This window comes from Pseudomonas sp. P1_C12 (genome assembly GCF_056406435.1).
In genome coordinates this window covers 50,391-74,805 of record NZ_JBFUAE010000022.1, presented here as the reverse complement: position 1 = coordinate 74,805, position 24,415 = coordinate 50,391, and the positions used below count along the sequence as shown (strand labels likewise).

Sequence of the window (24,415 nt, the reverse complement as noted above, 5' to 3'; positions counted from 1 at the left end):
GAGGCGGACAGGCGTTTGAAGCCACTGATCACCCCGTGCAAGGTGCGCAGCGGCTTGACCTCGGACGGTTCGAAGATCAGGGACGAGACCTTTTCCGGCAGCGCGTGCAGGCTGAAGCTGGCTTGTTGGCCGAGCAGGCGTTCGGCGGCGATGTCGAGCTGGCTGGAGGTGAACTCGATGTAGTAGCTGAAGGGCTGGCTGAGGTGCTCTTCGCCGTGGAAGGCCAGGACGTCGAGGGGGGCATCCACCTCGCGGACCCAGAGTGTGTGGCGGCTGTGGTCGAAGAAAACGGGCAATACGGGGTGCATGTTGCAGACCTCCCTAGTCTATCGATGCAGGCGGGGAGGCTTCGTTGCCGCCCTCGCTCGAGCGCTGGGAAGCTTTCAAGAAGCTGACAATGGTTGATATAGGACGTTTCTAATAAGCGTGTAGGGTGTTTCCGAATAATGCAGCAGGCCACAACACCCTAAGACTCTACCTACAACAGCAAAAGAATCCTCGGCATCTCGACAGCGGCCATGAATGAGTCTTCCTGATCAGAATTCCACCTGACGACCGGCAGCAAAAACCATTTGCCACGAAATATTACATGCGTCATATTACAGTCATCATAATTAACCTCGCCCTGACAGGTATCCCTCCATGACCAGCATGTCCACCGTAGAACCCGATCTGGACTCCCCGGTGAAACCGGCAAAACCTCCCCTGCTCAAACGCCTGCTGTTGCCAACAGTGGGCATCGCAGCGCTGGTGCTGGCCGGTGTGTATGGCGCGCATTGGTGGACCGCCGGCCGCTTCATCGAGGAAACCGACGACGCCTACATCGGCGGCGATGTGACGGTGATCGGGCCGAAAGTGGCGGGTTATATCGACGAAGTGCTGGTGGCCGATAACCAGAAGGTCAAGGCCGGCGACGTGCTGATCCGTCTCGATTCGCGCGACTACCGGGCCAACCTGGCCAAGGCCGAAGGCGCAGTGGCCGCCCAGCAAGCCTTGCTGGCCAACCTCGACGCCACCGAACAACTGCAACAGGCCGTCATCGGCCAGGCCCGCGCCGGCATCGATGCCGCCGGCGCCGAGGCCGCACGCTCCCGGGATGACGATGCCCGCTACAAAAAACTGGTGACCACCAACGCCGTCTCGGTGGAAAGCGCCCAGCGGGCCAACGCCACGTTCAAGACGGCCCAGGCCCAAAGCAACCGCGCCCAGGCTGAACTGCTGGCCGCGCAGCGCCAGTTGAATGTGATCGACACCCAGAAACAACAGGCCCGCGCCGCCTTGATCCAGGCCAGGGCCGAGCGCGACCTGGCGCAATTGAATGTCGGCTACACCGAACTGAAGGCGCCGGTCGATGGAGTGATCGGCAATCGCCGGGCACGGGTCGGCGCCTATGCCCAGGCCGGCTCGCAATTGCTCTCGGTGGTGCCGTCCAGCGGATTGTGGGTCGATGCCAACTTCAAGGAAGACCAACTGGCGCACATGGTGCCGGGGCAACGGGTGGTGATCCATGCCGATGTGCTGTCGGGTCAGGAGTTCCACGGTTACCTGGACAGCCTGGCCCCGGCCAGCGGTTCGCAATTCAGTGTGTTGCCACCGGAAAACGCCACCGGCAACTTCACCAAGATCGTGCAGCGGGTACCGGTGCGGATTCACCTCGATCCGGCCGACAGCGTACTCGGCCACCTGCGCCCGGGGTTGTCGGTCACCGCTGAAGTGGACACGCGCAAGGAGCCTGAAGCGCCAGCCGTGGCCCGCGCGCCATGAGCCGCGCCCTCGCCGCCCCGGCGCAACCGTTCAATGCCGCGAACATGGCGACGGCGACCAAGGTCTTCGCCTTTGCCAGCATGTGCATCGGTATGTTCATTGCGCTGCTGGATATCCAGATTGTCTCGGCTTCGTTGCGTGACATCGGCGGCGGGCTCTCCGCCGGCACCGACGAAACCGCGTGGGTGCAAACCAGTTACCTGATCGCCGAAATCATCGTGATCCCGCTGTCGGGCTGGCTGTCGCGGGTGTTTTCCACGCGCTGGCTGTTTTGCGCGTCGGCCGTGGGCTTCACCCTGACCAGCCTGCTGTGCGGCGCGGCCTGGAACATCCAGAGCATGATCGCCTTCCGTGCCCTGCAAGGGTTTCTGGGCGGCTCGATGATCCCGCTGGTGTTCACCACCGCGTTCGTGTTCTTCACCGGCAAGCAACGGGTGATCGCCGCCGCGACCATCGGCGCAGTGGCCTCATTGGCACCGACCCTGGGGCCGGTGATCGGTGGCTGGATCACCGACATATCGTCCTGGCACTGGCTGTTCTACATCAACCTGGTCCCCGGTATCTTTGTCGCCGTGGCCGTGCCGATGCTGGTGAAAATCGACCAGCCGGAACTGTCGCTGCTCAAAGGCGCGGATTACTTGAGCATGGTGTTTCTGGCGCTGTTCCTCGGCTGCCTGGAATACACCCTGGAAGAAGGCCCGCGCTGGAACTGGTTCAGCGACCGCACGATCCTGACCACCGCGTGGATCAGCGGCCTGGCCGGCCTGGCATTCATCGGCCGGACCTTGCATGTGGCCAATCCGATTGTCGATTTGCGCGCCTTGAAGGATCGCAACTTCGCCCTTGGCTGTTTCTTCTCGTTCGTCACCGGCATCGGCCTGTTCGCCACCATTTACCTGACGCCGCTGTTTCTCGGCCGGGTGCGGGGCTACGGAGCGCTGGACATTGGTCTGGCGGTTTTCTCCACCGGGGTGTTCCAGATCATGGCGATTCCGCTGTACGCCTTTCTGGCCAATCGCATCGACCTGCGCTGGATCATGATGACCGGCCTTGGGCTGTTCGCATTATCGATGTGGGATTTCAGCCCGATCACCCATGACTGGGGGGCCAAAGAATTGATGCTGCCACAAGCCTTGCGCGGAATTGCCCAGCAACTGGCGGTGCCGCCAACGGTGACCTTGACCCTCGGCGGCCTGGCGCCGGCACGGCTCAAGCATGCGTCGGGGTTGTTCAACCTGATGCGCAACCTGGGTGGGGCTATCGGCATCGCCGCGTGTGCGACCATTCTCAATGACCGCACCAACCTGCATTTCACCCGGCTGACGGAGCACCTCAACAGCACCAACGAGGCGCTCAACCAATGGCTGTCCCAGGTCGGCAACAACTTCGCCGCCCTCGGCCAGAGCGGTGACGCCGGAGTCACCGCAAGCCTGCATCAACTATGGTTGCTGACCTACCGCGAAGCCCAGACGCAAACCTATGGCGACGCGTTTCTGATGATCGGGGTGTGCTTCGTCATCGCCACGGCGATGGTGCCCTTGATGCGCAAGGTGCAACCACCGGCCGCGCCGAGCGCCGATGCGCATTGAGCCTCGGCTCCCTTTTCGACATCAGGCCTGAGGAGTTTTGCGGAAACCGACGGCCAAACGGTTCCAGCTGTTGATGGTGCTGATCGCCACGGTCAGATCGACCATTTCCTTGGGCGTGAACTGAGCGCTGACCACTTCGTAGTCTTCATCTGGCGCGTGGGTCAGGCTCAGTTGGGTCAGGGATTCGGTCCAAAGCAGCGCGGCACGTTCGCGATCGCTGAAGAACGGTGCCTCGCGCCACGCCGTTACGGCGAACAGGCGACGCGGGGTTTCGCCGCCCTTGATAGCATCGGCGGTGTGCATATCGATGCAAAATGCGCAGCCATTGATCTGCGAAGCCCGCAGCTTGACCAGTTCAACCAGGTTTTTTTCCAGCGGCAGCTTCGAAACCGCCGTTTCCAGAGCGATCATCGCTTTGAGGGCATCAGGGGACGCGGTGTAGAAATCGGTACGCGGTTGCATCGTGTGCTCCAGGGCAAGTGGGGGTGTGACTACCTTAGCCCCCTGCCCCGTTTGCACAAATAGCCAATATTCCAGAAGTCGAGGAGGCCACTTGCGGTGTCTTGTTGGCCGCTGGTCATACCCGACTGCGCAACCACCGCAGAAAGCCCTTCTTCTCCACTGTCACCGGCAGGTCCTGAGTCAGGGTTTTCGCTTTGAGCAAGCGGTAGTCGAGCAAGGTTTTCATCGCATCGTTGATGTCCTGACGGGCATCCAGGCATGGCTTGAGGTATTCCTTTTCGATGCGGTACAAGCCACAAAAGGTCTTGGCGGTAAACTGCGCAGGCACCGAACTGTCGTCCAGGATACCGGCCTCGCCGATCACCTCTCCGGGCCCCATGCGGCCTGATTCGAACGGCGAGCCATGACGGGGCAGCGTCACGCTGACGACACCGGACTCGATAATGAACAAGTGATCGCTGACCTCCCCCGCGTCGAGGATCGTTTCGCCGGCACGGAAGGTTTGCAGGGTCATGTTCTGGCTGAAGGTGTCTTTTTCTTCCTGACGCAACGTGGAGAAAATCGGCGAACTGTCGAGCAGTGCCCGGGGCCGCGACAGGTTGCCCGCCAGCGTGGGTTCGACGCTCGACAACAGGTTGACCCCGGACGCCTGCAAGTGTCGGTACGCCAGGTCGAACAGCTGATTGCGCACCGTGCGTTTCTCGCTCATCGACGCGACAAACCCATTGATTTCGTATTCCACTCCGGTGCTGCTGGAGCTTTTCAGCGAGACGCTCGGGGCCGGTGTGTCCAGCAGAAAACGGCAACCTTGCATGGCGCGTTCAAGGGCATCAATCACCGTGTTCGGCCGTGCATGGGGGCTCACTTGAAGGGTGATGGAAACGCCAAACATATCGCTCGGGCGGCTGAAGTTGATGATCTTGGCCTTGGCTGCCAATGAGTTGGGAATCACCGCCAGGCTGCCTTGGGCGGTTTGCAGGCGCGTGGCCCGCCAGTCGATGTCGGTGACCCGGCCCTCCATGCCGTCTATGGAGATGTAGTCATCCAGTTGATAGGGTTTGGTGGTGTTCAGGACGATCCCGGAAAACACGTCACTGAGGGTACTTTGCAAGGCCAGGCCGACAATGATCGCCAACGCACCGGACGTCGCCAGCACGCCCTTGACCGGCAGATCGAGTACATAGGCCAGGGCGGCAATGATCGCGATCAGGAAAATCACCGCACCGAGCAAATCCTGGAGCAAGCGCCCGGTATGCCCCACCCGTTGCATCATCACCGCGCCGATCAGCACCGTCAGCATCCGCGCGCCAAACAGCCACCAGCCGATCTGCAATCCGGTGGCCGCCAGGTGCAACGGTACGTTGTCGGCCCAGGGCGGCGGCTCCATCGGATTCAGGCCTTCATTGAACAGCAGAAGGCTGTATAGCGCGAAAATCGTGACCCGCAACAGAAGCTTCCAAGGGTTGCGGTTGTCACCGATTAAACGCCACAACCCGAGGTCGATCAGGATCAGCACCATGGCGCAGATCAATGGGTGTTCGGTGAGGAAAGACAGCATCAAGCAACTCCAGCCAAGGCTAATAACGCGAAGATCGCACAGATTGGCCATAGTGTAGGAGCAATTGATTTGGCGGGATTGTGCAACCGCCACAAAAACAAAGGTAAGAGCGAGCCTGCTCCGGGCGGCGTTCCGACGATAGCGGTCTGACAGTCACTACATCAGTGTCTGTTCTACCGTCATCGTCGGAACGCCGCCCGGAGCAAGCTCGCTCCTACAGGGGAAGGCGTGTTGGCTGGATTACTTGCTATTGGCCAGCGTGCTGTAGCTGGTCATCAGGTTGCGGTAATCCGGAATATGGTTGGAGAACAGCGTGCCCAACCCTTCGATGTCGTTGCGCCAGTCGCGGTGCAGTTCACAGGCCAGGCCGAACCAGGTCATCAATTGCGCGCCCTGAGCGGTCATACGGTTCCACGCCGATTCGCGGGTCAGTTCATTGAAAGTGCCGGACGCGTCGGTGACCACGAACACCTCAAAACCTTCGGCCAGCGCCGAAAGCGCCGGGAATGCTACGCACACTTCCGTCACCACACCGGCGATGATCAGTTGTTTCTTGCCGGTGGCCTTGATCGCCTTGACGAAATCTTCGTTGTCCCAGGCGTTGATCTGCCCCGGGCGAGCGATGTACGGCGCGTCCGGAAAAAGTGCCTTGAGCTCGGGCACCAGCGGGCCGTTGGGACCGGTTTCGAAACTGGTGGTGAGGATGGTCGGCAGCTTGAAGTACTTGGCCAGGTCAGCCAGGGCCAGCACGTTGTTCTTGAAACGATCCGGATCGATGTCGCGCACCAGCGACAGCAGTCCCGCCTGATGATCAACCATCAAAACCGCGGCGTTGTCCTTGTCCAGACGCTTGTAGGAAGTGCTCATTGCAGTAGTCCTCGCATGTTATCGATGCCGAATGAAAATCGGCGTGGGGTCACCGGTCAGCGCTGGGAGTCCAGCACCTCGTGTTCGTTCGCCACTTGCTGGGCCTTGAGGTAACTCTCGATCAGCAACTGATAATGCGGCATGGCCTGGGCGTAGACAGCGGCCCACTGCTCGGCATCCGGACGGTTCCACGAGCCTTGCAGCTCGGATAGCGTCGCCATGATGTCGATCGGCACCACCCCGGCCTGGGCCAGACGGGCAACGGTCAACTCGGTGGCCAGTTTCGAGTGGTTGCCGGAGGCGTCAACCACGGCAAACACCTTGTAGCCTTCATGCACCGCCGCGATGGACGGGAACGCCAGGCATACGCTGGTCAAGGTGCCGGCGATCACCAGGGTTTTCTTGCCGGTGGCTTTGACCGCCGCGTGAAACTCCGGGTTGTCCCAGGCGTTGATTTCACCTTTGCGCGCCACGTACTGCGCATGGGGTGCGGCCTCGTGGATTTCCGGGATCAACGGCCCGTTCGGCCCCTGGGGAACGGAAGCGGTGGTGATCACCGGCATCTTCAGCAGGGTCGCTGCCTTGGCCAGGGCAATGGCATTGGCGCGCAGTTGGGGCACGTCCATGTCCTTGACGATCTGGAACAGTCCGCTCTGATGGTCGATCAACAACATGGCGGCATCGTTGGGATCGATAGTCGGTTTCTGGCCATTGAAATTGGCCGCGTTGACGGTACTCATGTGCGTTTCCTCTTTCTTTCAGGCAATAGCCATCCCTGGCCTCGGACCGGCCTACGCATCCTGTGTAGAACGGGTGTTTGAAACGAAACGGGTTAAGCGTGCATCCGGCCGAAGCGACCGGACTGGAAGTCGGCGAAGGCCTGGTGGATTTCCTGCTCGGTGTTCATCACGAACGGCCCGTGGCCAACAATCGGCTCGTCGATCGGCTCGCCGCTGAGCAACAACACCACCGCGTCTTCGCTGGCTTCGAGGGTCATTTGATCGCCCTTGCGATCGAACAGGGCCAGTTGCCCCTGGCGCACCGACTCCAGGCCATTGACCTGAACCGTGCCGCGCAGAACCACCAACGCGGTGTTGCGCCCTTCATGCAGATCAAGGGTGAGCAACTTGCCGGCATTCAAACGAATGTCCCACACGTCGACCGGGGTGAAGGTGCGCGCCGCGCCCTTGTGGCCGTCGAACTCACCGGCGATCAGGCGCAGGCTGCCGGCGTTGTCCTGCAAGGAGATGGCCGGAATGTCACGGTCGAGAATCGTCTGGTAGCCGGGGTCGGCCATCTTGTCCCTGGCCGGCAGGTTGACCCACAGCTGCACCATCTCCAAGGTGCCACCGCTCTTGGCGAAACCCTGGGAGTGAAACTCTTCATGCAGGATCCCCGAGGCCGCGGTCATCCATTGCACATCGCCGGGGCCGATCTTGCCGCCGCTGCCGGTGGAGTCCCGGTGCTCCAGTTCGCCCTTGTAAACGATAGTCACGGTTTCGAAGCCACGATGAGGATGCTGACCAACGCCACGTCGTTCGGTGGTCGGGGTGAATTCAGCGGGGCCGGCGTGATCCAGCATCAGGAACGGGCTGATGTGCTTGCCCAGGTTGTCGTAGGAAAACAGCGTGCGAACCGGAAAACCGTCGCCAACCCAATGGGTTCGTGGACTGGTGTAGATACCGATGATGTTTTTCATGGTGTCTCCTTATGAGGTGGGTGAAGCCATGGACAAAGCTTAAAACCGTGACCTTTGCTGCGCTAGACTGCAAAAATCAGCTTTAGCGTTCTATTTGGAGAACGATGGTGGAAGACCTCAACACCCTCTACTACTTCACCCAGGTGGTGGAGCATCACGGTTTCGCAGCGGCGGGCCGGGCACTGGACATGCCCAAGTCCAAGCTCAGCCGACGCATTGCCGAACTTGAAGAGCGCCTCGGCGTGCGCCTGCTGCACCGCACCAGCCGGCATTGCTCGTTGACGGAAATCGGCCAGGCCTACTACCAGCGCTGCCTGGCCATGCGCGTGGAGGCAGAAAGCGCCGCCGAACTGATCGAGCGCAACCGCTCCGAGCCCCAGGGCCTGGTACGTGTCAGCTGCCCGACGGCGCTGCTCAATTCCTGGGTCGGGCCGATGCTGACCCGCTACATGCTCAAATACCCGTTGGTGGAGTTGTTCATCGAGAGCACCAACCGCCGGGTCGATCTGATTCACGAAGGCTTCGACATTGCCCTGCGGGTGCGCTTCCCTCCGCTGGAAAACACCGACATGGTGATGAAGGTGCTGGGCAACAGCACCCAGAGCGTGGTTGGCAGCCCGGTCTATTTATCGCGCCTGTCGACACCGGCCTCCCCGGCCGACCTCAGCGGCTTGCCGAGCCTGCACTGGGGCGCGGCGCAGCGCGAATATCAGTGGGAACTGTTCGGTGCCGATGGCAGCACCGCGATGATCCGGCATACACCGCGAATGGTCACCGATGACCTGTTGGCCTTGCGCCATGCAGCGGTCGCCGGGATCGGCATCGTGCACCTGCCCAGCGTGGTGGTGCGCGATGAAATCGCTGCCGGGCAACTGGTGGAACTGGTGCCGGGCTGGGCACCGAAAAGCGGTGTGATCCATGCGATCTTCCCCTCGCGCCGGGGCTTGCTGCCTTCGGTGCGCACGTTGATCGATTTTCTCGGGGAGGAATTCAGTCGCAGTGATATTGCTTGAGGGCAGCTACAAGCTTTTAGCTGCAAGCGGCAAGTTGATGGGGGGCAAGGCTTCGGACCGAGTCACGGCCTTCGCTGGCAAGCCAACTCCTACAGGGCTTGCGCAAACCTTGTAGGAGCTGGCTTGCCAGCGAAGGCGTCGGATCAGATACCGACACCAAACCGGACTGCCACGGATTCATGACTTTCGGTAAACATTGCTTTGCCGATCCAGCGGTTTTTCTCACGGATGCAGGCGCGGATACTGCCGCCCATTCCCACTGCAACCTCTGGAGTCATCAATGTCTATTCCCGCCTTCGGTCTGGGTACGTTTCGCTTGCAAGACCAGGTGGTCATCGATTCGGTGAACACCGCCCTGGCGCTCGGCTACCGGGTGATCGATACCGCACAAATCTACGAGAACGAAGCCGAAGTCGGCGAGGCTATCGCCGCCAGCGGCATCGCCCGGGAAGAACTGTTCATCACCAGCAAGATCTGGGTCGCCAACCTGGCCGGTGATCGTCTGATCGACAGCCTGAAGGAGAGTCTGCGCAAACTGCAGACCGATTACCTGGACCTGACCCTGATCCACTGGCCGTCGCCGGACGATCAGGTGCCTGTCGCAGAATTCATGGGCGCCCTGCTCGAAGCCAGGCGCCTGGGCCTGACCCGGCAGATTGGCGTGTCCAACTTCACCATCGACCTGATGCAGCAAGCAATTGCGGCCATCGGTGCAGAGCACATCGCCACCCAGCAGATCGAACTGCACCCGTACCTGCAAAACCGCAACGTCGTCGCGTTCGCGCAGAGCCAGGGTATCGGCATCACGTCATACATGACCCTGGCTTACGGTGAAGTCCTCAAGGACCCGCTCATCCAGCAGATCGCCGAACGCCTGCAAGCGACGCCGGCTCAGGTCACCCTGGCCTGGGCCATGCAATCGGGTTACGCCGTGATCCCGTCTTCCACTCGCCGGGCCAACCTCGAAAGCAACTTGAAGGCTCGCGAACTGACCTTGAGCGAGGCCGACATGGCCTTGATTGCGACACTGGATCGCGGCCACCGGCTGACCAGCCCAAAAGGCCTCGCACCGAACTGGGATTGAGCCTCAATCCTGCCCGATACTTTGCTCAAGGCGGGTCATGGCTTGCTGCAACTGGTCGACGGCGGCGTCGATCAGCGCCGCATGGCCGTCATTGCACGCCTGCTCCAGTTGTTCGCAACACTCGACCAGGGCAAGCGCTCGCACCATCAGCGCCCCGCCCTTGACCCGGTGTGCCAGCGTCTGCAAACCCGGGCGATTGCCGCCGGCGTGCAACGCCAGCAAATGCACGCGGTCCTCGCGATTGGTCTGCGCCAGATCGTGCATCAGTTGCTCGATCAGCTCAGGGTCCGAATCCGCATAGCGTTCCAGCCCGCTCAAATCGAACTCGGGGAAACCAGGGTCGTCGATTGCCGCTGGGGGTGCGCCGGGAAACCGCTGGGCCAGCCACGCCTGCAAATCCACCAGGCGAATGGGTTTGAACAGGCAATCGTCCATGCCCGCCGCCTGACACCGGGCCTTCTCCTCGGCCTGCGCATTGGCGGTAAAGCCCAGAATCAGCGTCGACGACAGCCCCTGCAGCCGCTCTTGCTTACGTATCGCGCCCGCCAATTCATAGCCACTGAGCACCGGCATATTGCAGTCGGTAATGACCAGATCGAACCCCTGCCCACGCCATTGTTCAAGCCCCTGCGCCCCGTCCTCCGCCAGCACCACACGGTGGCCCAGATAGCTCAGCTGCCGCGAGAGCAACAGGCGATTGGCCGGATAATCGTCGACCACCAGAATCGACAACGCCCGGGTCGTGAGCTGCACCGAATCCCGAGGCATTCCCGCCGCAGGCAACGCTTGCAGGGTGGGCAACACCAGGCTGATGTCTACTCGCGTCCCGCGCCCCGGCTCACTGTCGAGTTGCAACTGGCCGCCCATCGTTTCGCACAGGGTACGACTGATCACCAGGCCCAGGCCGGAACCTTGCCGGGCTGTCTGCTGACTGTTACCCGCCTGCACGAACGGGCTGAACAGGCGTTGCTGGTCGAAAGCGCTGATACCGATGCCGCTGTCTTCGATCTGTACGCTGACGGCGAGGTGCGCCGGGGCTTGAGGCCGAACCCGCAGTATCAGGCTCACCTCACCTTCTCGGGTGAACTTGATCGCATTGCTCAGCAGATTGGACAGCACCTGTTTGAAGCGCGTGGGATCGAGCATCACGTCACAGTCACTGCGCGCGTCGAGATCGACCCGCCACCGCAGATTCTTTTGCATCGCCAGCCCTTCGAAAACCCGGCAGACCGACGTCACCAGCGCGTGCAGATTGACCCGCTCCGGCGCCAACGACAAATGCCCGGATTCGATCCGCGCGACATCCAGAATGTCGCCGATCAAATCCAGCAACTGCTGCCCGGCGTTGGACGCCACCTCGATGGCGGCGCGGTCGGTCACCCCTTCATCGGCCCGTTTCAGTGCCAGTTCGAGCATGCCGATCAAGGCGTTCATCGGCGTGCGGATTTCATGGCTCATGGTGGCCAGGAACGTGGTCTTGGCCCGGTTGGCGTCGTCCGCCGCGTCCTTGGCTTCCTGCAATTGCCCAAGCAATTGCTGGCGCTGACGAATCTGCCGCCGCTGCCAGACGATCCCGGCCAACGCGAGCAACAGCATGACACCCGCCGCCGCAAACGCCTGCACGATCGCTTGTCGGTGTCGCAGCCAGTAACTCTGCTCGACCATCGAGTCATAGCGCCAGGGTTGAGTCAGCTCGTCAATTTCTTCGGGGGGAATACTCAGTAATGCCTTGTCCAGAATCGAATGCAGTTCGGTGGCCTCGCGATTGGTTGCCAGGGTGCTTCGGGCGGGGTCGGTGCCCACGGTGCTGGTCACTTGCAGGCGATCGCGATACTGCCGGGAAATCAGGTAACGGGCGCTGATCAACGAGTTGATACCGCCATGGGCCTTGCCCTGGGCGACCATCTCCATGGCGTCCGTCGACAGTGGCGCATCCACCAGCTCGATCAGCGGGTATTGCTGGCGAATGTACTCGCCGGCAATGTTGCCCTGGGTCAGCGCCAGGGTTCTCCCCGCCATGTCATCCAGCGTCCTGGGGCTGTCCGCGTCCACGCGGGTCACCAGCACCGACGGGCTGCTCAGAAACGACCGGGTGAACCGCAATTCATCTTCACGCTGGGAACTGAGGCCGATACCGGCCAACACATCGATCTGGCCGCTCGTGATGCCCGTCATCATCTCGGCCACCGACTTCATGCCCTGGATATCAAATTGCAACCCGGTGCGCAAAGTGATTTTCGCCAGCACATCGACGCCGATACCGCGAAACTGGCCTTCGCTGTCGACAAATGAAATCGGCGGGATATTTTCGTTGATCGCGACCTTCACCCGCGGGTGGCGTTCGAGCCAGTGCTGTTCGGCCACGCTCAATTGCAAAGACTGAGTGCCCGGGATATGCACCCCGTTGGCCCCCCAACGGCGCAGGATGTTCATTTGTTCATTGGTGGTGATGGCCGCCAGCGCCTTGTTGACGATGCGCAATAGCGCAACGTTGTCGCGGGCTATCGCAAAGGCAAAACGCCCGGACTCCATGGGCGAGAAGTCCGTCAGGTGCACGTTGTTCAGGTAATTCCTGCTGATCAGATAATGGGCATTGATCGCATCACCGAGGTAGACATCAGCCTGGCCGAACGCCACGGCGCCCATCGCCGCCAGTGTCGAGGGAAACAGCTGGACCTGCGCTTTGGAATAGAACTGTTGCACGCTGTATTCGGGCAAGTAGTGATACAGCATCACCAGTCGCTTGCCGGCCAGCGTCGGGTCGAGCACCGGAGGGAAATCGGTGCGGGTGACCAGCACCGGTTGATCCACCGCGTAGGCGCTGGACATCTGTAGCTGCGGATCTTCGGCTTCGAATCGGTTGGCCGTTCCCAGCAGGTCGGCCTGCCCGTCCTTGATGGCCTGCACCGCGTCGGCCCGCGACGGATAACGTTGAACCTCGATGACGACATTCAACAATTGTTCCAGCAATCCGGCGTAATCGGCTGTTACGCCTTCGAACACCTTGCCTGCCGTGTTGAACTCGAAGGGGGGATAGTCGGGAGCCGAGACAGCCAGTACCAATCGGCCCTTTTGCTGCAACCAGCGCAACTCGGTTTCCGACCACCTGACGCTCAGGCCTTCGGCACTCGAGCGTCCCAACAGGGTCAACGACTGTTGTGCACAGACCGTCGATGCCCAGAGTAGAAGGCCAATCAGCACCCCGCCTGCCAGTCGTCGGAGAGCGTTCATTCAGATCAATTGATTGCGCAGGGCGAAATCCCTCAAGTGCACCGACGAGCTCACGTTGAGCTTGAGGGTGAGACGGGTCTTGTAGGTACTGACGGTCTTGTAGCTCAGGTGCATGATTTCGGCGATTTCCAGGTTTTTCGAACCCCGGGCCAGGTACTGCAGAATGGTCAACTCACGGTTGGAGAGCTTGTCGATCAACTGCTTTTCACTGCGTTGCAACTCCCCCATCGACACGGAACTCGAGGGGAGCTGGGCGAAATAGGTATAGCCGGCCATCACGCAATTCACCGCCGCCTTCAAGTCATCCAGGTCCTTGCTCTTGGAAACATAGGCAACAGCCCCGGCCCGCATGCAGCGGTCCTGATAGAACTGGGCCTCCAGCGAGGTGAACACCACCACGCGACATCGCGTGTTTTCGGCCTTGATACGGTCCATCACCTCAAGCCCCGCCACACCCGGGAGACCCAGATCAAGCAGCACGACATCCGGTTGATGCTCGCGGATCAATGCCAGGACCTCATCGCCACGGGAGGCCTCGTAAATACTCTTGAATCCTTCACCCTTGAGTACGAGTTTGATCATGGATCGAACCACCGGATGATCTTCCACAATCAGTGCTGACTTCATGACAACTCCCGTGCAAAACAACACGATCGGGCAAAAAATGCCCTCCAGGCACTGCAGCGATTGGGCACAACGCTGCGCATAGACTTTTGCATGGAAGGCTGGAAAGTACTACCTGACAGAAATGACAGTTCCGACGAATGGTAGCCGACGATCGACAGCGCTCATCAACTGCGTAATGGACGCCAGGTCCGGCAGAGCGGCCTGGCTCAACCGGACTTTGCCCGCGACTGGCGACAACGGCGCCTGCCGTTCATTGAAGATAAACGCGTGATGAACCTGCGGGTTGTCGGCAAGGAAACTGAACAGGTCCAGCGCTCCAATTGCCATCGCCCCATTGACCAGCACCAGGTCCAGAGGCTCGCAACCGTACTCCACCAGTGCAAGGAGCTCGTCGAGGCTCTGCACCGGAGCCACCCGAAAATAGCCGAGCTGGTTGAACAGTCGCTCGATCCGCAAGCGGTTGAAGTGCTGCGCATCGGCGATCAGGATGCGCAAGGATTTGTTCGGCAAGGTGACCTCCAAAAGGATGTCGGTTTCAAGAGGTCGCAAAGCCTACGGAAGACCTTCCCGGGTTTATGTAGGAATATTCCTAAATAAATGCCGGTTAATCTGACGCTTGCCCGGGAAACCTTGGCCGTTACTCCGTGGTACTCGGACTCCAGAACGCCTGCACCACCAGGCTCGACGTCGAAATCCGCGCCACCAGCGCATCCAGTTCATCACCATCGACCGAGGTGGTGGCCAGGGTGGCTTCGATTTCAATTTCATCCGCGCCGAAGGCATGCACATCGACATCGCTGGCCGGATAGTTGCTGCGCGCAAGCTCGGCTTCGAGCAAGGCCAGCACGGTTTTCTGCTGCGTACGCCGGGCAATGACATAGACGATGTTGGTGACTTCCGCCGAAATCACATCCAGCGGCTGACGGTTGATGTTGTTGACGATCGGCCGCAGCAAGGTGTTTGCCGCGAGCACGAACAAGGTGCCAAGCAAGGCCTCGGCCAGCAGGTCGGCACCGGCGCAGGCACCGACTGCCGCCGAGGTCCAGAGCGTGGCGGCAGTATTGAGGCCGCGCACGTTGCCCTCCTCACGCATGATCACCCCGGCACCGAGAAAGCCGATGCCGGAGACCACGTAGGCTATGACCCGCACCGCACCTTCGGCACCGGCCAGCCGGTTGGCCATGTCGACGAAAATCGCCGCCCCCACCGCCACCAGCACGTTGGTGCGCAGGCCGGCGGTGCGTTGCCGGTACTGACGCTCGAAACCGATCAGGCCACCGAGGATGAAGGCCGCGCTGAGGCTGACCAGGGTGTCGAGCAGGGAGGCCAGGTTGAGGTTGTTGATGGCTTGCATATGAAACTCCTGGAAAAACACACGATCCCTGTAGGAGCGAGCTTGCTCGCGAAAGCGGCGGGTCAGTCACATCGATATCGAATGTGCCGCCGTCTTCGCGAGCAAGCTCGCTCCTACAATTGGCAGCATTACTGCCAGCCAAACCGGCGAATGTAGAACCCCTTCACCGCCTGGGTCAGCGCCATGTACGCCAGCAGGATCACCGGCAGGAACACGAAGTACAGCGACGGCAACGCCTGCAATTTGAAGTAATGGGCCAGCGGTCCCATCGGCAGGAAAATCCCCACGGCCATGATCAGTCCGGTCATCACCAGCAACGGCATGGCCGCGCGGCTTTGCAGGAACGGGATCTTCGGCGTGCGGATCATGTGCACGATCAGTGTCTGGGTCAGCAGCCCGACCACGAACCAGCCGGACTGGAACAGGGTCTGGTGATCCGGGGTGTTGGCATCGAACACGTACCACATCAAGGCGAACGTGCTGATGTCGAAGATCGAACTGATCGGCCCGAAAAACAGCATGAAGCGCCCGACATCCGCCGGCTGCCAGCGCTGCGGTTGCTTGAGCATTTCGTCATCGACGTTATCGAACGGGATGGCGATCTGCGAAATGTCGTAGAGCAGGTTCTGCACCAGCAGGTGCATCGGCAGCATCGGCAGGAACGGGATGAACGCACTGGCCACCAGCACCGAGAACACGTTGCCGAAGTTCGAACTGGCGGTCATCTTGATGTACTTGAGCATGTTGGCGAACGTCCGGCGCCCTTCCAGCACGCCCTCCTCCAGCACCATCAGGCTCTTTTCCAGCAGGATGATGTCGGCCGCTTCCTTGGCGATGTCCACGGCGCTGTCCACCGAAATACCGATGTCGGCGGTGCGCAGGGCCGGGGCGTCGTTGATGCCGTCGCCCATGAAACCGACCACATGGCCGTTGCCCTTGAGCAGACGGACGATACGTTCCTTGTGCGATGGCGTCAGTTTGGCGAAGACGTTGGTGGTCTCCACGGCTTTCGCCAACTCTGCATCCGTCATGCGTTCGATGTCGTTGCCCATCAGCAGGCCTTGCTGTTCCAGGCCGACTTCGCGGCAGATCTTCGCCGTCACCAGTTCGTTGTCGCCGGTCAGCACTTTCACCGCCACACCGTGGGCCGCCAACGCCTTGATGGCTGGCGCAGTGCTTTCTTTCGGCGGATCGAGGAACGCCACGTAGCCGATCAGCGTCAGTGCCTGTTCATCGGCCAGGCTGTAGGTGTCGCGCCCTTCGACCATCGGCCGTGCCGCGACCGCCACCACCCGCAGGCCCTCTGCGTTGAATGCGCCCGTGACCTGACGGATTCTCGCCAGCAGTTCTTCGGTCAAGGCTTCATCGAATTCGCCGTGACGCACCCGCGAGCAGACCGCCAGCACTTCTTCCACCGCGCCCTTGCAGATCAGCAGGTGCGGTTGATCGCGCTCGGCGACCACCACCGACATGCGCCGGCGGGTGAAGTCGAACGGGATTTCGTCGACCTTGCGAAACGCTGTGCCGACTTTCAACTCACGATGGATCTCGACGTGTTCGAGCACCGCCACATCCAGCAGGTTTTTCAGGCCGGTCTGGTAGTAGCTGTTGAGGTAGGCCATTTCCAGCACGTCATCCGAGTCGTTGCCCCAGACGTCGACATTACGTGCCAGGAAGATCTTGTCCTGGGTCAGGGTGCCGGTCTTGTCGGTGCACAGCACGTCCATGGCGCCGAAGTTCTGGATGGCGTCGAGGCGTTTGACGATGACTTTCTTGCGTGACAGGAACACCGCGCCCTTGGCCAGGGTCGAGGTGACGATCATCGGCAGCATTTCCGGGGTCAGGCCCACGGCAATCGACAGCGCGAACAGCAGCGCTTCGGTCCAGTCGCCCTTGGTGAAACCGTTGATGAACAACACCAGCGGCGCCATCACGAACATGAAGCGGATCAGCAGCCAGCTGACTTTGTTGACCCCGGTCTGGAACGAAGTCGGCGCCCGATCAGTGGCGCCGACCCGCTGGGCCAGGGCGCCGAAATAGGTGCTGTTGCCGGTAGTGAGAATCACCGCCATGGCCGTGCCGGACACCACGTTGGTGCCCATGAACAGGATGTTGTCCAGGTCCAGCGGATTGAGCGTGTCGCGGTCCTGCTGGCGGGGAAACTTTTCCACCGGCATCGATTCGCCGGTCATCGCCGCTTGGCTGACGAACAGGTCCTTGGCGCTGAGCACCCGGCAATCGGCGGGAATCATGTCACCGGCCGACAGCACGATCAGATCGCCCGGCACCAGTTGCCTGATCGGCAATTCGATACGCTGCGTGCCGCGGTCCTCAAGATCCCGGCGCATCACTGTGGCGGTGTTGCTGACCATGGCCTTGAGGGCATCGGCGGCCTGGTTGGATTTGGTTTCCTGCCAAAAGCGCAGCAAGGTCGAGAGCACCACCATGGAGAAAATCACGATGGCGGCTTTCATGTCTTCGGTCAGCCAGGAGATGACCGCCAGCAACGTCAGCAGCAGGTTGAACGGATTCTTGTAGCAGTGCCACAGGTGCGTCCACCACGGCAGCGGCTGTTCGTGCTCGACTTCATTGAGGCCGAATTGCTCGCGCAGGGCATCGGCTTCGAGTTCGCTCAAGCCGTCGGTGTGACTGCCCAGGGTGTTGAGCAATTGACCGGTGTCGCTGCCGGCAGCGGCCACCAGGGTTTGCGCCAGGGTGGGCGGGACTTCACGGCTGACCGTGGTGTCGGTGAAGGTTTCCAGCAACGCCAGGCGACGGAAGTGCCGGGCGATGTGGCGGTTACGCAGGAAGCCTGCGAAGAATTCCTTGAGGGTAAGTTTCATGGCTGGTGCCCCTTTGGTCAGCCGGGAAACCGTCGAGCAGGCAGGTCCACGCCGCTGCCGCCGGAACAACCGGCAAAGCAAGGCCTGGCGCGCCGGTCACGAATGACAGGCGTGTCGATAGAGCGGCGGCCACGACAAAAAGTCGAAACCACGCACTGTTCAGCGTCGATGAGAGGGACGTCGGGACATGGCCCGGACTGGCCATGATCAGGATGCCGCTGCTCGCTTTTCGGCGAGACAACGGCACAGGAGACTGCGCGTTATCTTGCCGAGAAAATGCCGGTTACCGAGACCGGCCGACAACTGTCACTCGAACAAGTACCCACTGTGGGTCTCCGTAATGGATGAAAACGCGCGAAGCTTACGCCCCGATGTTTGGCGAGTAAACCCGTTACAAAAGCTTGCAGGGGCAATCTCGGGGATCTTCAGGAAGGGTTCAGGATTGAGTGTATTGGGTGATTTCAATCGCCCCATCGCGAGCAGGCTCGCTCCCACAATGGACCTGTGTTCACTGGACTACTGTGGGAGCGGGCTTGCTCGCGAAGGCGGCCTTACAGACGCAGCAAATCTCAGCTCGCCGTCGCCAACAACAAATCCATCACCACCGAGTAATAGGTGTTGTGGTACTCGTTCACCAGTCGTTCGCGCTCGCTGTCGGGTTGCTGGAGCACCAGGTCGGTGAACTCCGGCGAGAACACTGCGTTGACGAAGGGGCTGTCGTCGACCGGCTTGAGTGCCGAGCCGCGCAGAATCACTGGGCGTCCCACTGGCGCATCCGCACACGGCAATGCTTCATGGCATTGACGATGTTCTTTTCGACCAGCGCACGGGAAATACCCAGTTGCTCGGCGATTTGCGGATGGGACAGGCCCTCGATCTTGCGCAACAGGAAGCTCTCGCGGCACAACCGTGGCAGCTCCGCCAAGGCCCGCTGGAGCATGTCCAGGCGCTGGCCGTGATCGAGGACCTTGTGCGGCGAAGGCGTGAAGTAGCGTTCTTCGCTGTCGAGTACGTCCAGCGGCTCGGCGCGACGCAAGGCGTTGCGTCGATGGTCATCGATGACCAGATTCAATGCAGTGCGATAAAGAAACGCCCGGGGCTGCTCGATCGGCGCTTCGCTGGTGCGTTCCAGCACGCGCAGGTAAGCGTCATGCACCACATCTTCGGCCACCTGGCGGTTGCCCAGCCTGGCGTTCAGGAAACACACCAGCTCGCGATAGTAGTTTTCCAACATGACTCCCGTCCGCATGGGGTGCGGTTTCTGTCCTTGAGCCGTTCCGGCGACCGCTGAATCACGCAGCGGCACGATAGTGGCAATTTGAGTCGCGTAATTTATAGTAATTCTCATATAGATTTAAAGTACTGCTTCGACTTGCCCGCTAATTAGCCACGGGCCCTGTAGGAGCGAGCTTGCTCGCGAAGGCGGCGGCACGTCATTGCCAAACTGCGCAAAGCGCTGGGGGAAAAAGTACTCTCGGCGCCCATCGAACAGATCGAGCGCTACCGCAGCCACCGGCTGATGATGGTGCTGGCGATTGCCATCGGCACCGGCATCCAGGGCACCGCCGATTTCATCTGTAACACCCAAGTGCGCTCGATCAACACCTTCGATCGCGGAGCTGTCCAGCCAGTTTTCCTCGCCCGAGCCGCACCTGCTGCTCAACGACAACGGTACCCGGCCGACCGTGGTCAACCATCTGCAACTGGACAACGTCAGCTACACCTTCCCGGCCGCACCGGGCAGTGATGCGTTTCGCCTGGGCCCGGTAAACCTGAACATCGAGCAAGGCGACATCATTTTCATCGTCGGCGAAAACGGCTGCGGCAAAACCATCATCGTCATCTCCCACGACGACCGCTATTTCGACATGGCCGATCAACTGGTGCGCATGGAATCGGGCCGGGTCGTCACCGAGCGCGCGACCGCCTGACGGTGGTTGTCGCACGCAAATCATTGTTTTTTTGAAGTTTGTTTTCCGGTTTAGCCAAAGTGGTCCGTCTAATAATAATTATCATTAACTAAAACGCTGCACACACCATTCTGGAGCGATTAGAGCAATGCAAAGCCTTACTCTGTCCCGCGCACCCTTGGCATTAGCCATCGAACGGCAAAAGAAATTCCGAACGGTCGTGCCGGGCGCGCTGTTGACCCTGTTGCTGCTGGGCACATCCCAGGTCGAGGCAGCCCCGGTCAGCGTCAATGTGCCGGCTCAATCGCTGGCCAGTGCATTGCGCCAACTGGGCCAGCAGACCAACCTGCAGATTCTCTACAGTCAGGACATGGTCAACAGCATCAAGTCCACGGCGGTGTCCGGCAACATGGAACCGGAACAGGCACTGAAAACCTTGCTGCTGGGGAGCGGCATCAATTTTCAGTTGAATGGCAACACCGTGTCGCTGGTGCCTGCGGCCGGTGACTCCAGTGCGTTGCAGCTGGTTGCGACGTCCATCACCGGCCTGGCGCTGGGGCCGACCACTGAAGGCACGCACTCCTATACCAGCGATGAAGTGACCATCGGCAAAGGCAACATCAAGGTCAAGGACATCCCGCAGTCGGTGTCCGTCGTCACGCGCCAACGCATGGACGACCAGAACCTGAACAGCCTGCAGGACGCCCTGCGTCAGGTCACCGGCGTGACCATCAAGACCTACAACTCCGGCTCCAGCCTCAACGACATCTACATGCGCGGCTTCCTCGTCGATCAGGTGCAGGTCGACGGCGTCTCGCAACCCACCGGCCAGGGCGACATGGCCACCAGTTTCGACCTGGCGATGTACGACCGCATCGAAGTGCTGCGCGGTCCTTCGGGCCTGTACCAGGGCGCGGGTGAACCCGGCGGTACGATCAACGTTGTGCGCAAGCGCGCCCTGAGCCAATTCGCCCTCGGTGGCGAACTGGCCGCAGGCTCCTACGATCGCTACCGTTCTTCGGTGGACGTCACCGGCCCGTTGAACGACCAGGGCACCGTGCGCGGTCGTTTCATCACCGCTTACGAAAACAACAAGTCTTTCGTCAACTACGCGCAGAACGCACGTCCGATGGTCTACGGTCGCCTGGAGTTCGACCTCGACCCGGCCACCACCCTGTCGGTCGGCGGCGCTTACCAGCAGAACCATTCCACCCCGGCCTTCGGCTTGCCGGCCTACGCCGACGGCTCATTGCTCGACGTGCCGCGCTCGACCTTCGTCGACGCCAAGTGGAACACCCTCGACGAAAAAGTCTGGGAAACCTTCGCCGAACTCGACCACGGACTGGACAACGGCGGTCAGTTCAAGACCACCCTGACCTACCGCGACGCCGAAACCCCGCAGCGTAACTTCACCTGGGCCGACGGCGCGGTCGACCCGGCCACCGGTGACAGCTGGGCCGTGGCCTACGACTACTACACCCACATCAAGACCATCGGTGTCGACAGCTTCGTCACCACGCCGTTCGAATTCGCCAATCGCCGACACGAGTTCACCCTGGGCGCCGAGTACCAGCACCTGGACAAGGACTTCACCTACGGCGGCGGCGAGTACTTCCCGATCAACGTGTTCGACCCGGGCAGCATCGACATTCCCCACAACGACTATGCGCACGTCAACGGCAACTGGTCCAAGTCCGATCAGTACGGCGTCTACACCCGTGCCAAGTTCAACGTCACCGACTGGCTCGATGTCATCGGCGGCAGCCGCGTCACCTGGTACGAAAGCGATGCGAAAAACGCCAACGCCTTCTTCAACAACTTCGGCGAAGCCCACACCAGCATCAACCGCAAGGTCGTGCCGTACGGCGCCATCATCGGCAAGATCACCCCGCAGCTGTCGACCTACTTCAGCTACACCGGCGTGTTCAAACCGCAGAGCGAAATCGGCACGGATGGCAAGCCGGTCGGCCCGCGCGAAGGCAAGCAGTACGAGATCGGCCTCAAGCGCGAATTCTACGACGGACGCCTGAACGCCAGCGTTGCGGCCTTCCGCATCTACGATGAAAACCGCGCCGAATACGACAACACCTCCGGTGCCTACATGACCGAAGGCAAGGCCCGCAGCCAGGGCTGGGAAACAGAGTTGAGCGGCAATCTGACCGAGAACTGGAGCATCGTCACCGGTTACGCCTACACCTCCACCAAGTTCCTGGACGGCGATCAGGCCAACAAAGGCAAGACCTTCAGCACCATTACGCCCAGGCACAACTTCAACCTGTGGAACAAGTACGAGTTCACCGACGGTGCGCTCAAGGACTTCAGCGTCGGCGGTGGCGTGCGTGTGGTCAGCGACACCTACTACCAGCGTGACGTGAAGTTCCAGCAAGGCGGCTTTGCCATCGCCACGGCGCAGGTCGGCTACAAGTTCAACGAACACCTGTCGTCGACACTGACCGCCAACAACCTGTTCGACCGCAAGTACTACGACCGCGTCGATGCCTCCTGGGGCACCAACTTCTACGGCGACCCGCGTACCGTGACCCTGAGCCTGCGCGCGCAGTACTGACGGCCGGCAGCTTCCACATGTAGGAGCGAGCATGCTCGCGATGGTCGTTAACGATAACGCGTGTTTACTGGTTGAACGCTGCGCCTATGAGTCCATCGCGAGCGAGCTCGCTCCTACATTGGCTGCGCGGCGGCCCTGAGTTGCTCGGTATCGGCGCGGACAAAGATGGAGTCCCCGACTGCGGTCAGGACATCTCCGGCGAAGACCTCACAGATGACGCGACTTTTGCGCCCGACATCGCCCTCGACTTTGGCACGCAGTGTCAGGGGTACGCCCATCGGGGTGGGCTTGATGAACTTGATGCCCAGGTTACCGGTGACGCAGGTGATGTGAGGCAAGCTGCCCGCTTCGCGCTGTTCTGCCCGGTAGTGATAAGCCATCGCGGCCCAGTTGGAATGACAATCCACCAGCATCGCAATCAAACCGCCGTAAACCAGATCCGGCCAGCCGCAATACTTGTCATCCGGCAAATGCTGCGCCATGACATGCACGCCGTCTTCATGCCAGAAGCTCTTGATGTGCAGCCCGTGCGGATTCTGGCTGCCGCAGCCATAACAAACGCCTTCAGGCGCGGCGATGTCTTGAAGCGAAGTGTCCTGCGTGGTCATAGCGTGTTCGTCCTTAAGATTTAACCCACACATTTCGTTCAGCGCTTATGCCACAACGCCAATATGAATCCGGACTTCGTCAGGGCTGCCATAGGATTCAAAGTCCGTGGCGTAACGACGTTGCACCTGTTGATGCTGTTCAAAGTAGTTCCAGATGTCCCCCCAGGCCTGAATGACCGCAGCGGGCATTGGGCCACGGGCTTCGAAGACCAGATACTTGCCTTCCTGAATCTCGATGCTGTCGAAGTCCGCGCTCGTCGCGGTCACGGGCACACCTGCCGTCACGTTGTACAAACCGTTGGCGTCAGATTCATAAGTTGAGTACACACCAACAACAGGGGCGTTGGGTAAACGGTCCGGGATCTGGTCAGCAACGCTGGCCGAAAAGAACTGGCCCCACAACCCGGGGATCTTCGCACTCTCCTGCCGGAATTCATCCTGGTTCTTCGTACGTACGGTCAGACCTGATACGAGGAAGCGAGAAATGTGTGCGATGTTGGGTTCCATTCCGAGATCTCCTGATTGAAGGTTTCAGATTAAAGCACAGCCTGAATCGGTGCGAGCGAGGTCGAATCGTTGTGCCTTGAAGCGGACCGGGTCACCCCGGTCCGCACCGTCGAATCAGTATTGGCAGAAGCGAATCCGATTGCCGAACGGGTCGTAGACTTGCAGCTCTTTACCCCAGCCCTGCTGAACAATATCCGGACGCCCGTATCCGTAGCGCTTGCCGAGCAATTCGTCCCGCAGCAGTTCAATATTTTTCATCGGCACAAATACCGTCGAGCCAGGACTGGCATCGCCATGATGTTCGGAAAGATGCAGTTGCAGCCCGTCGCGACTGATGCCCAGGTACAGCGGCAGATCAACCTCGAAGCGGTGCTCGAACTCGACGCTGAACCCCAGGAAATCCAGATAAAACTCGCGCGCCTTGCCTTCGTCGAACATCCGCAGGATTGGAATGGGTTTGTCGAAAGTCGCAGCAGGCGTGGACGGTATGCTTGCCGGGGCAAGCATCGCTGACGCGGTGTTCCAGTCCTTGTAGCCCAGTTGCTGCGCAACCAGTTCCAGCGCGGTGGAATGGGTCACCACTTGATTGCGTTCCTCCAGCGAGGCGCGCAACTGTTTGGCCATTTGCTTGGCTTGCTCGATTGAAAACATGACTGCTCCTGTAGCCGAGATGCCTTGGTGCTCGCATTGCCAAACCTCGACCGTCAAGAGAGGCGACAGGGTTCGTACAAGA

At 60.5% G+C, this 24,415-nt stretch carries 20 protein-coding genes and 3 pseudogenes; 6 read left to right on the top strand and 17 right to left on the bottom strand.

Annotated features, from left to right (window positions below; all coding sequences use genetic code 11):
* Window positions 1-308 (bottom strand): annotated as a pseudogene (locus tag AC1D19_RS27245) (type VI secretion system tip protein VgrG); the annotation flags it as partial.
* Between the two features lie 334 nt (window positions 309-642).
* Here AC1D19_RS27245 and AC1D19_RS27240 point away from each other — a divergent pair.
* Together AC1D19_RS27240 and AC1D19_RS27235 are read left to right on the top strand one after the other, a co-directional pair.
* On the top strand, window positions 643-1,764 hold the full coding sequence (locus tag AC1D19_RS27240; RefSeq protein WP_477765178.1) for an HlyD family secretion protein: 1,122 nt from the start codon (window positions 643-645) through the stop codon (window positions 1,762-1,764).
* Window positions 1,761-3,353 carry a DHA2 family efflux MFS transporter permease subunit gene (locus AC1D19_RS27235; protein ID WP_477765177.1) on the top strand — a complete coding sequence of 531 codons (1,593 nt, stop codon included), beginning with the start codon at window positions 1,761-1,763 and terminating at the stop codon, window positions 3,351-3,353. The genes AC1D19_RS27240 and AC1D19_RS27235 overlap by 4 nt, the downstream gene beginning before the upstream one ends.
* A 21-nt stretch (window positions 3,354-3,374) precedes the next feature.
* Here AC1D19_RS27235 and AC1D19_RS27230 read toward each other — a convergent pair whose 3' ends face one another.
* The 5 genes from AC1D19_RS27230 to AC1D19_RS27210 form a co-directional block, all read right to left on the bottom strand.
* Window positions 3,375-3,815 (bottom strand): carboxymuconolactone decarboxylase family protein, encoded by a 441-nt coding sequence (locus AC1D19_RS27230; protein ID WP_477754666.1) that lies wholly within the window; start codon window positions 3,813-3,815, stop codon window positions 3,375-3,377.
* A gap of 115 nt (window positions 3,816-3,930) precedes the next feature.
* Window positions 3,931-5,373: a mechanosensitive ion channel domain-containing protein gene (locus AC1D19_RS27225; protein WP_477765176.1), complete on the bottom strand. Its 1,443-nt coding sequence runs from the start codon at window positions 5,371-5,373 to the stop codon at window positions 3,931-3,933.
* A gap of 240 nt (window positions 5,374-5,613) precedes the next feature.
* Window positions 5,614-6,240 carry an isochorismate family cysteine hydrolase YcaC gene (gene ycaC, locus AC1D19_RS27220; RefSeq protein ID WP_477765175.1) on the bottom strand — a complete coding sequence of 209 codons (627 nt, stop codon included), beginning with the start codon at window positions 6,238-6,240 and terminating at the stop codon, window positions 5,614-5,616.
* A gap of 56 nt (window positions 6,241-6,296) precedes the next feature.
* Complete coding sequence (locus tag AC1D19_RS27215; RefSeq protein WP_477754664.1) at window positions 6,297-6,980, bottom strand: isochorismatase family protein; 684 nt, start codon at window positions 6,978-6,980, stop codon at window positions 6,297-6,299.
* A 92-nt stretch (window positions 6,981-7,072) separates the two neighbouring features.
* The gene (locus AC1D19_RS27210; RefSeq protein ID WP_477765174.1) at window positions 7,073-7,939 is read right to left on the bottom strand and encodes a pirin family protein; all 867 of its coding nucleotides are present in this window, start codon (window positions 7,937-7,939) and stop codon (window positions 7,073-7,075) included.
* A 104-nt stretch (window positions 7,940-8,043) separates the two neighbouring features.
* On the opposite strand from AC1D19_RS27210, the gene AC1D19_RS27205 reads away from it, so the two are divergent.
* Window positions 8,044-8,952 (top strand): LysR family transcriptional regulator, encoded by a 909-nt coding sequence (locus AC1D19_RS27205; RefSeq protein ID WP_477765173.1) that lies wholly within the window; start codon window positions 8,044-8,046, stop codon window positions 8,950-8,952.
* Between the two features lie 143 nt (window positions 8,953-9,095).
* On the opposite strand, the gene AC1D19_RS27200 is transcribed toward AC1D19_RS27205, so the two are convergent.
* A complete protein-coding gene (locus AC1D19_RS27200; RefSeq protein ID WP_477765172.1) occupies window positions 9,096-9,230 on the bottom strand; it encodes a hypothetical protein in 135 nt (44 codons plus the stop codon).
* 2 nt (window positions 9,231-9,232) lie between these two features.
* Between AC1D19_RS27200 and dkgB the strand changes: the two genes are divergently transcribed.
* Entirely contained in the window at window positions 9,233-10,036 is an 804-nt protein-coding gene (gene dkgB / locus AC1D19_RS27195) for a 2,5-didehydrogluconate reductase DkgB (protein WP_477765171.1), read from the top strand.
* A gap of 3 nt (window positions 10,037-10,039) precedes the next feature.
* Here the strand turns inward: dkgB and AC1D19_RS27190 are convergent, their stop codons facing one another.
* The 7 genes and pseudogenes from AC1D19_RS27190 to AC1D19_RS27160 all read right to left on the bottom strand — a co-directional run bounded on the left by AC1D19_RS27190 (window position 10,040) and on the right by AC1D19_RS27160 (window position 19,325).
* Window positions 10,040-13,267, bottom strand: coding sequence for a transporter substrate-binding domain-containing protein (locus tag AC1D19_RS27190; RefSeq protein WP_477765170.1), 3,228 nt, complete (start codon window positions 13,265-13,267; stop codon window positions 10,040-10,042).
* Entirely contained in the window at window positions 13,268-13,894 is a 627-nt protein-coding gene (locus tag AC1D19_RS27185; protein WP_477760269.1) for a response regulator, read from the bottom strand. It abuts the gene before it with no gap.
* Window positions 13,895-14,002: 108 nt separating this feature from the next.
* Window positions 14,003-14,404 (bottom strand): chemotaxis protein CheY, encoded by a 402-nt coding sequence (locus AC1D19_RS27180; RefSeq protein WP_477757177.1) that lies wholly within the window; start codon window positions 14,402-14,404, stop codon window positions 14,003-14,005.
* A 127-nt stretch (window positions 14,405-14,531) separates the two neighbouring features.
* Window positions 14,532-15,248 (bottom strand): MgtC/SapB family protein, encoded by a 717-nt coding sequence (locus tag AC1D19_RS27175; RefSeq protein WP_477765169.1) that lies wholly within the window; start codon window positions 15,246-15,248, stop codon window positions 14,532-14,534.
* 128 nt (window positions 15,249-15,376) lie between these two features.
* Window positions 15,377-18,091: a magnesium-translocating P-type ATPase gene (gene mgtA / locus AC1D19_RS27170; protein ID WP_477765168.1), complete on the bottom strand. Its 2,715-nt coding sequence runs from the start codon at window positions 18,089-18,091 to the stop codon at window positions 15,377-15,379.
* Window positions 18,092-18,678: 587 nt separating this feature from the next.
* Window positions 18,679-18,846, bottom strand: a pseudogene (locus AC1D19_RS27165) (SidA/IucD/PvdA family monooxygenase); the annotation flags it as partial.
* On the bottom strand, window positions 18,843-19,325 hold the full coding sequence (locus tag AC1D19_RS27160; RefSeq protein ID WP_477765167.1) for a sigma-70 family RNA polymerase sigma factor: 483 nt from the start codon (window positions 19,323-19,325) through the stop codon (window positions 18,843-18,845). The pseudogene AC1D19_RS27165 and the gene AC1D19_RS27160, both read right to left, overlap by 4 nt.
* Before the next feature lie 192 nt (window positions 19,326-19,517).
* Here AC1D19_RS27160 and AC1D19_RS27155 point away from each other — a divergent pair.
* Together AC1D19_RS27155 and AC1D19_RS27150 are read left to right on the top strand one after the other, a co-directional pair.
* A pseudogene (locus tag AC1D19_RS27155) lies at window positions 19,518-19,932 on the top strand (hypothetical protein); the annotation flags it as partial.
* A 217-nt stretch (window positions 19,933-20,149) separates the two neighbouring features.
* The gene (locus tag AC1D19_RS27150; protein ID WP_477765166.1) at window positions 20,150-22,567 is read left to right on the top strand and encodes a TonB-dependent siderophore receptor; all 2,418 of its coding nucleotides are present in this window, start codon (window positions 20,150-20,152) and stop codon (window positions 22,565-22,567) included.
* Between the two features lie 113 nt (window positions 22,568-22,680).
* On the opposite strand, the gene AC1D19_RS27145 is transcribed toward AC1D19_RS27150, so the two are convergent.
* The 3 genes from AC1D19_RS27145 to AC1D19_RS27135 form a co-directional block, all read right to left on the bottom strand.
* The gene (locus AC1D19_RS27145) at window positions 22,681-23,175 is read right to left on the bottom strand and encodes a PaaI family thioesterase (RefSeq protein ID WP_477765165.1); all 495 of its coding nucleotides are present in this window, start codon (window positions 23,173-23,175) and stop codon (window positions 22,681-22,683) included.
* Between the two features lie 45 nt (window positions 23,176-23,220).
* Window positions 23,221-23,682: a GyrI-like domain-containing protein gene (locus AC1D19_RS27140; protein ID WP_477765164.1), complete on the bottom strand. Its 462-nt coding sequence runs from the start codon at window positions 23,680-23,682 to the stop codon at window positions 23,221-23,223.
* Between the two features lie 114 nt (window positions 23,683-23,796).
* Complete coding sequence (locus AC1D19_RS27135; RefSeq protein ID WP_477765163.1) at window positions 23,797-24,333, bottom strand: glyoxalase superfamily protein; 537 nt, start codon at window positions 24,331-24,333, stop codon at window positions 23,797-23,799.
* Window positions 24,334-24,415 lie beyond the last annotated feature (82 nt).

Coding starts and splice junctions, on each gene's coding strand:
- AC1D19_RS27240 (WP_477765178.1), top strand. CDS start 643: ATGACCAGCATGTCCACCGTAGAACCCGATCTGGACTCCCCGGTGAAA.
- AC1D19_RS27235 (WP_477765177.1), top strand. CDS start 1,761: ATGAGCCGCGCCCTCGCCGCCCCGGCGCAACCGTTCAATGCCGCGAAC.
- AC1D19_RS27230 (WP_477754666.1), bottom strand. CDS start 3,815: ATGCAACCGCGTACCGATTTCTACACCGCGTCCCCTGATGCCCTCAAA.
- AC1D19_RS27225 (WP_477765176.1), bottom strand. CDS start 5,373: ATGCTGTCTTTCCTCACCGAACACCCATTGATCTGCGCCATGGTGCTG.
- ycaC (WP_477765175.1), bottom strand. CDS start 6,240: ATGAGCACTTCCTACAAGCGTCTGGACAAGGACAACGCCGCGGTTTTG.
- AC1D19_RS27215 (WP_477754664.1), bottom strand. CDS start 6,980: ATGAGTACCGTCAACGCGGCCAATTTCAATGGCCAGAAACCGACTATC.
- AC1D19_RS27210 (WP_477765174.1), bottom strand. CDS start 7,939: ATGAAAAACATCATCGGTATCTACACCAGTCCACGAACCCATTGGGTT.
- AC1D19_RS27205 (WP_477765173.1), top strand. CDS start 8,044: ATGGTGGAAGACCTCAACACCCTCTACTACTTCACCCAGGTGGTGGAG.
- AC1D19_RS27200 (WP_477765172.1), bottom strand. CDS start 9,230: ATGACTCCAGAGGTTGCAGTGGGAATGGGCGGCAGTATCCGCGCCTGC.
- dkgB (WP_477765171.1), top strand. CDS start 9,233: ATGTCTATTCCCGCCTTCGGTCTGGGTACGTTTCGCTTGCAAGACCAG.
- AC1D19_RS27190 (WP_477765170.1), bottom strand. CDS start 13,267: ATGAACGCTCTCCGACGACTGGCAGGCGGGGTGCTGATTGGCCTTCTA.
- AC1D19_RS27185 (WP_477760269.1), bottom strand. CDS start 13,894: ATGAAGTCAGCACTGATTGTGGAAGATCATCCGGTGGTTCGATCCATG.
- AC1D19_RS27175 (WP_477765169.1), bottom strand. CDS start 15,248: ATGCAAGCCATCAACAACCTCAACCTGGCCTCCCTGCTCGACACCCTG.
- mgtA (WP_477765168.1), bottom strand. CDS start 18,091: ATGAAACTTACCCTCAAGGAATTCTTCGCAGGCTTCCTGCGTAACCGC.
- AC1D19_RS27160 (WP_477765167.1), bottom strand. CDS start 19,325: ATGTTGGAAAACTACTATCGCGAGCTGGTGTGTTTCCTGAACGCCAGG.
- AC1D19_RS27150 (WP_477765166.1), top strand. CDS start 20,150: ATGCAAAGCCTTACTCTGTCCCGCGCACCCTTGGCATTAGCCATCGAA.
- AC1D19_RS27145 (WP_477765165.1), bottom strand. CDS start 23,175: ATGACCACGCAGGACACTTCGCTTCAAGACATCGCCGCGCCTGAAGGC.
- AC1D19_RS27140 (WP_477765164.1), bottom strand. CDS start 23,682: ATGGAACCCAACATCGCACACATTTCTCGCTTCCTCGTATCAGGTCTG.
- AC1D19_RS27135 (WP_477765163.1), bottom strand. CDS start 24,333: ATGTTTTCAATCGAGCAAGCCAAGCAAATGGCCAAACAGTTGCGCGCC.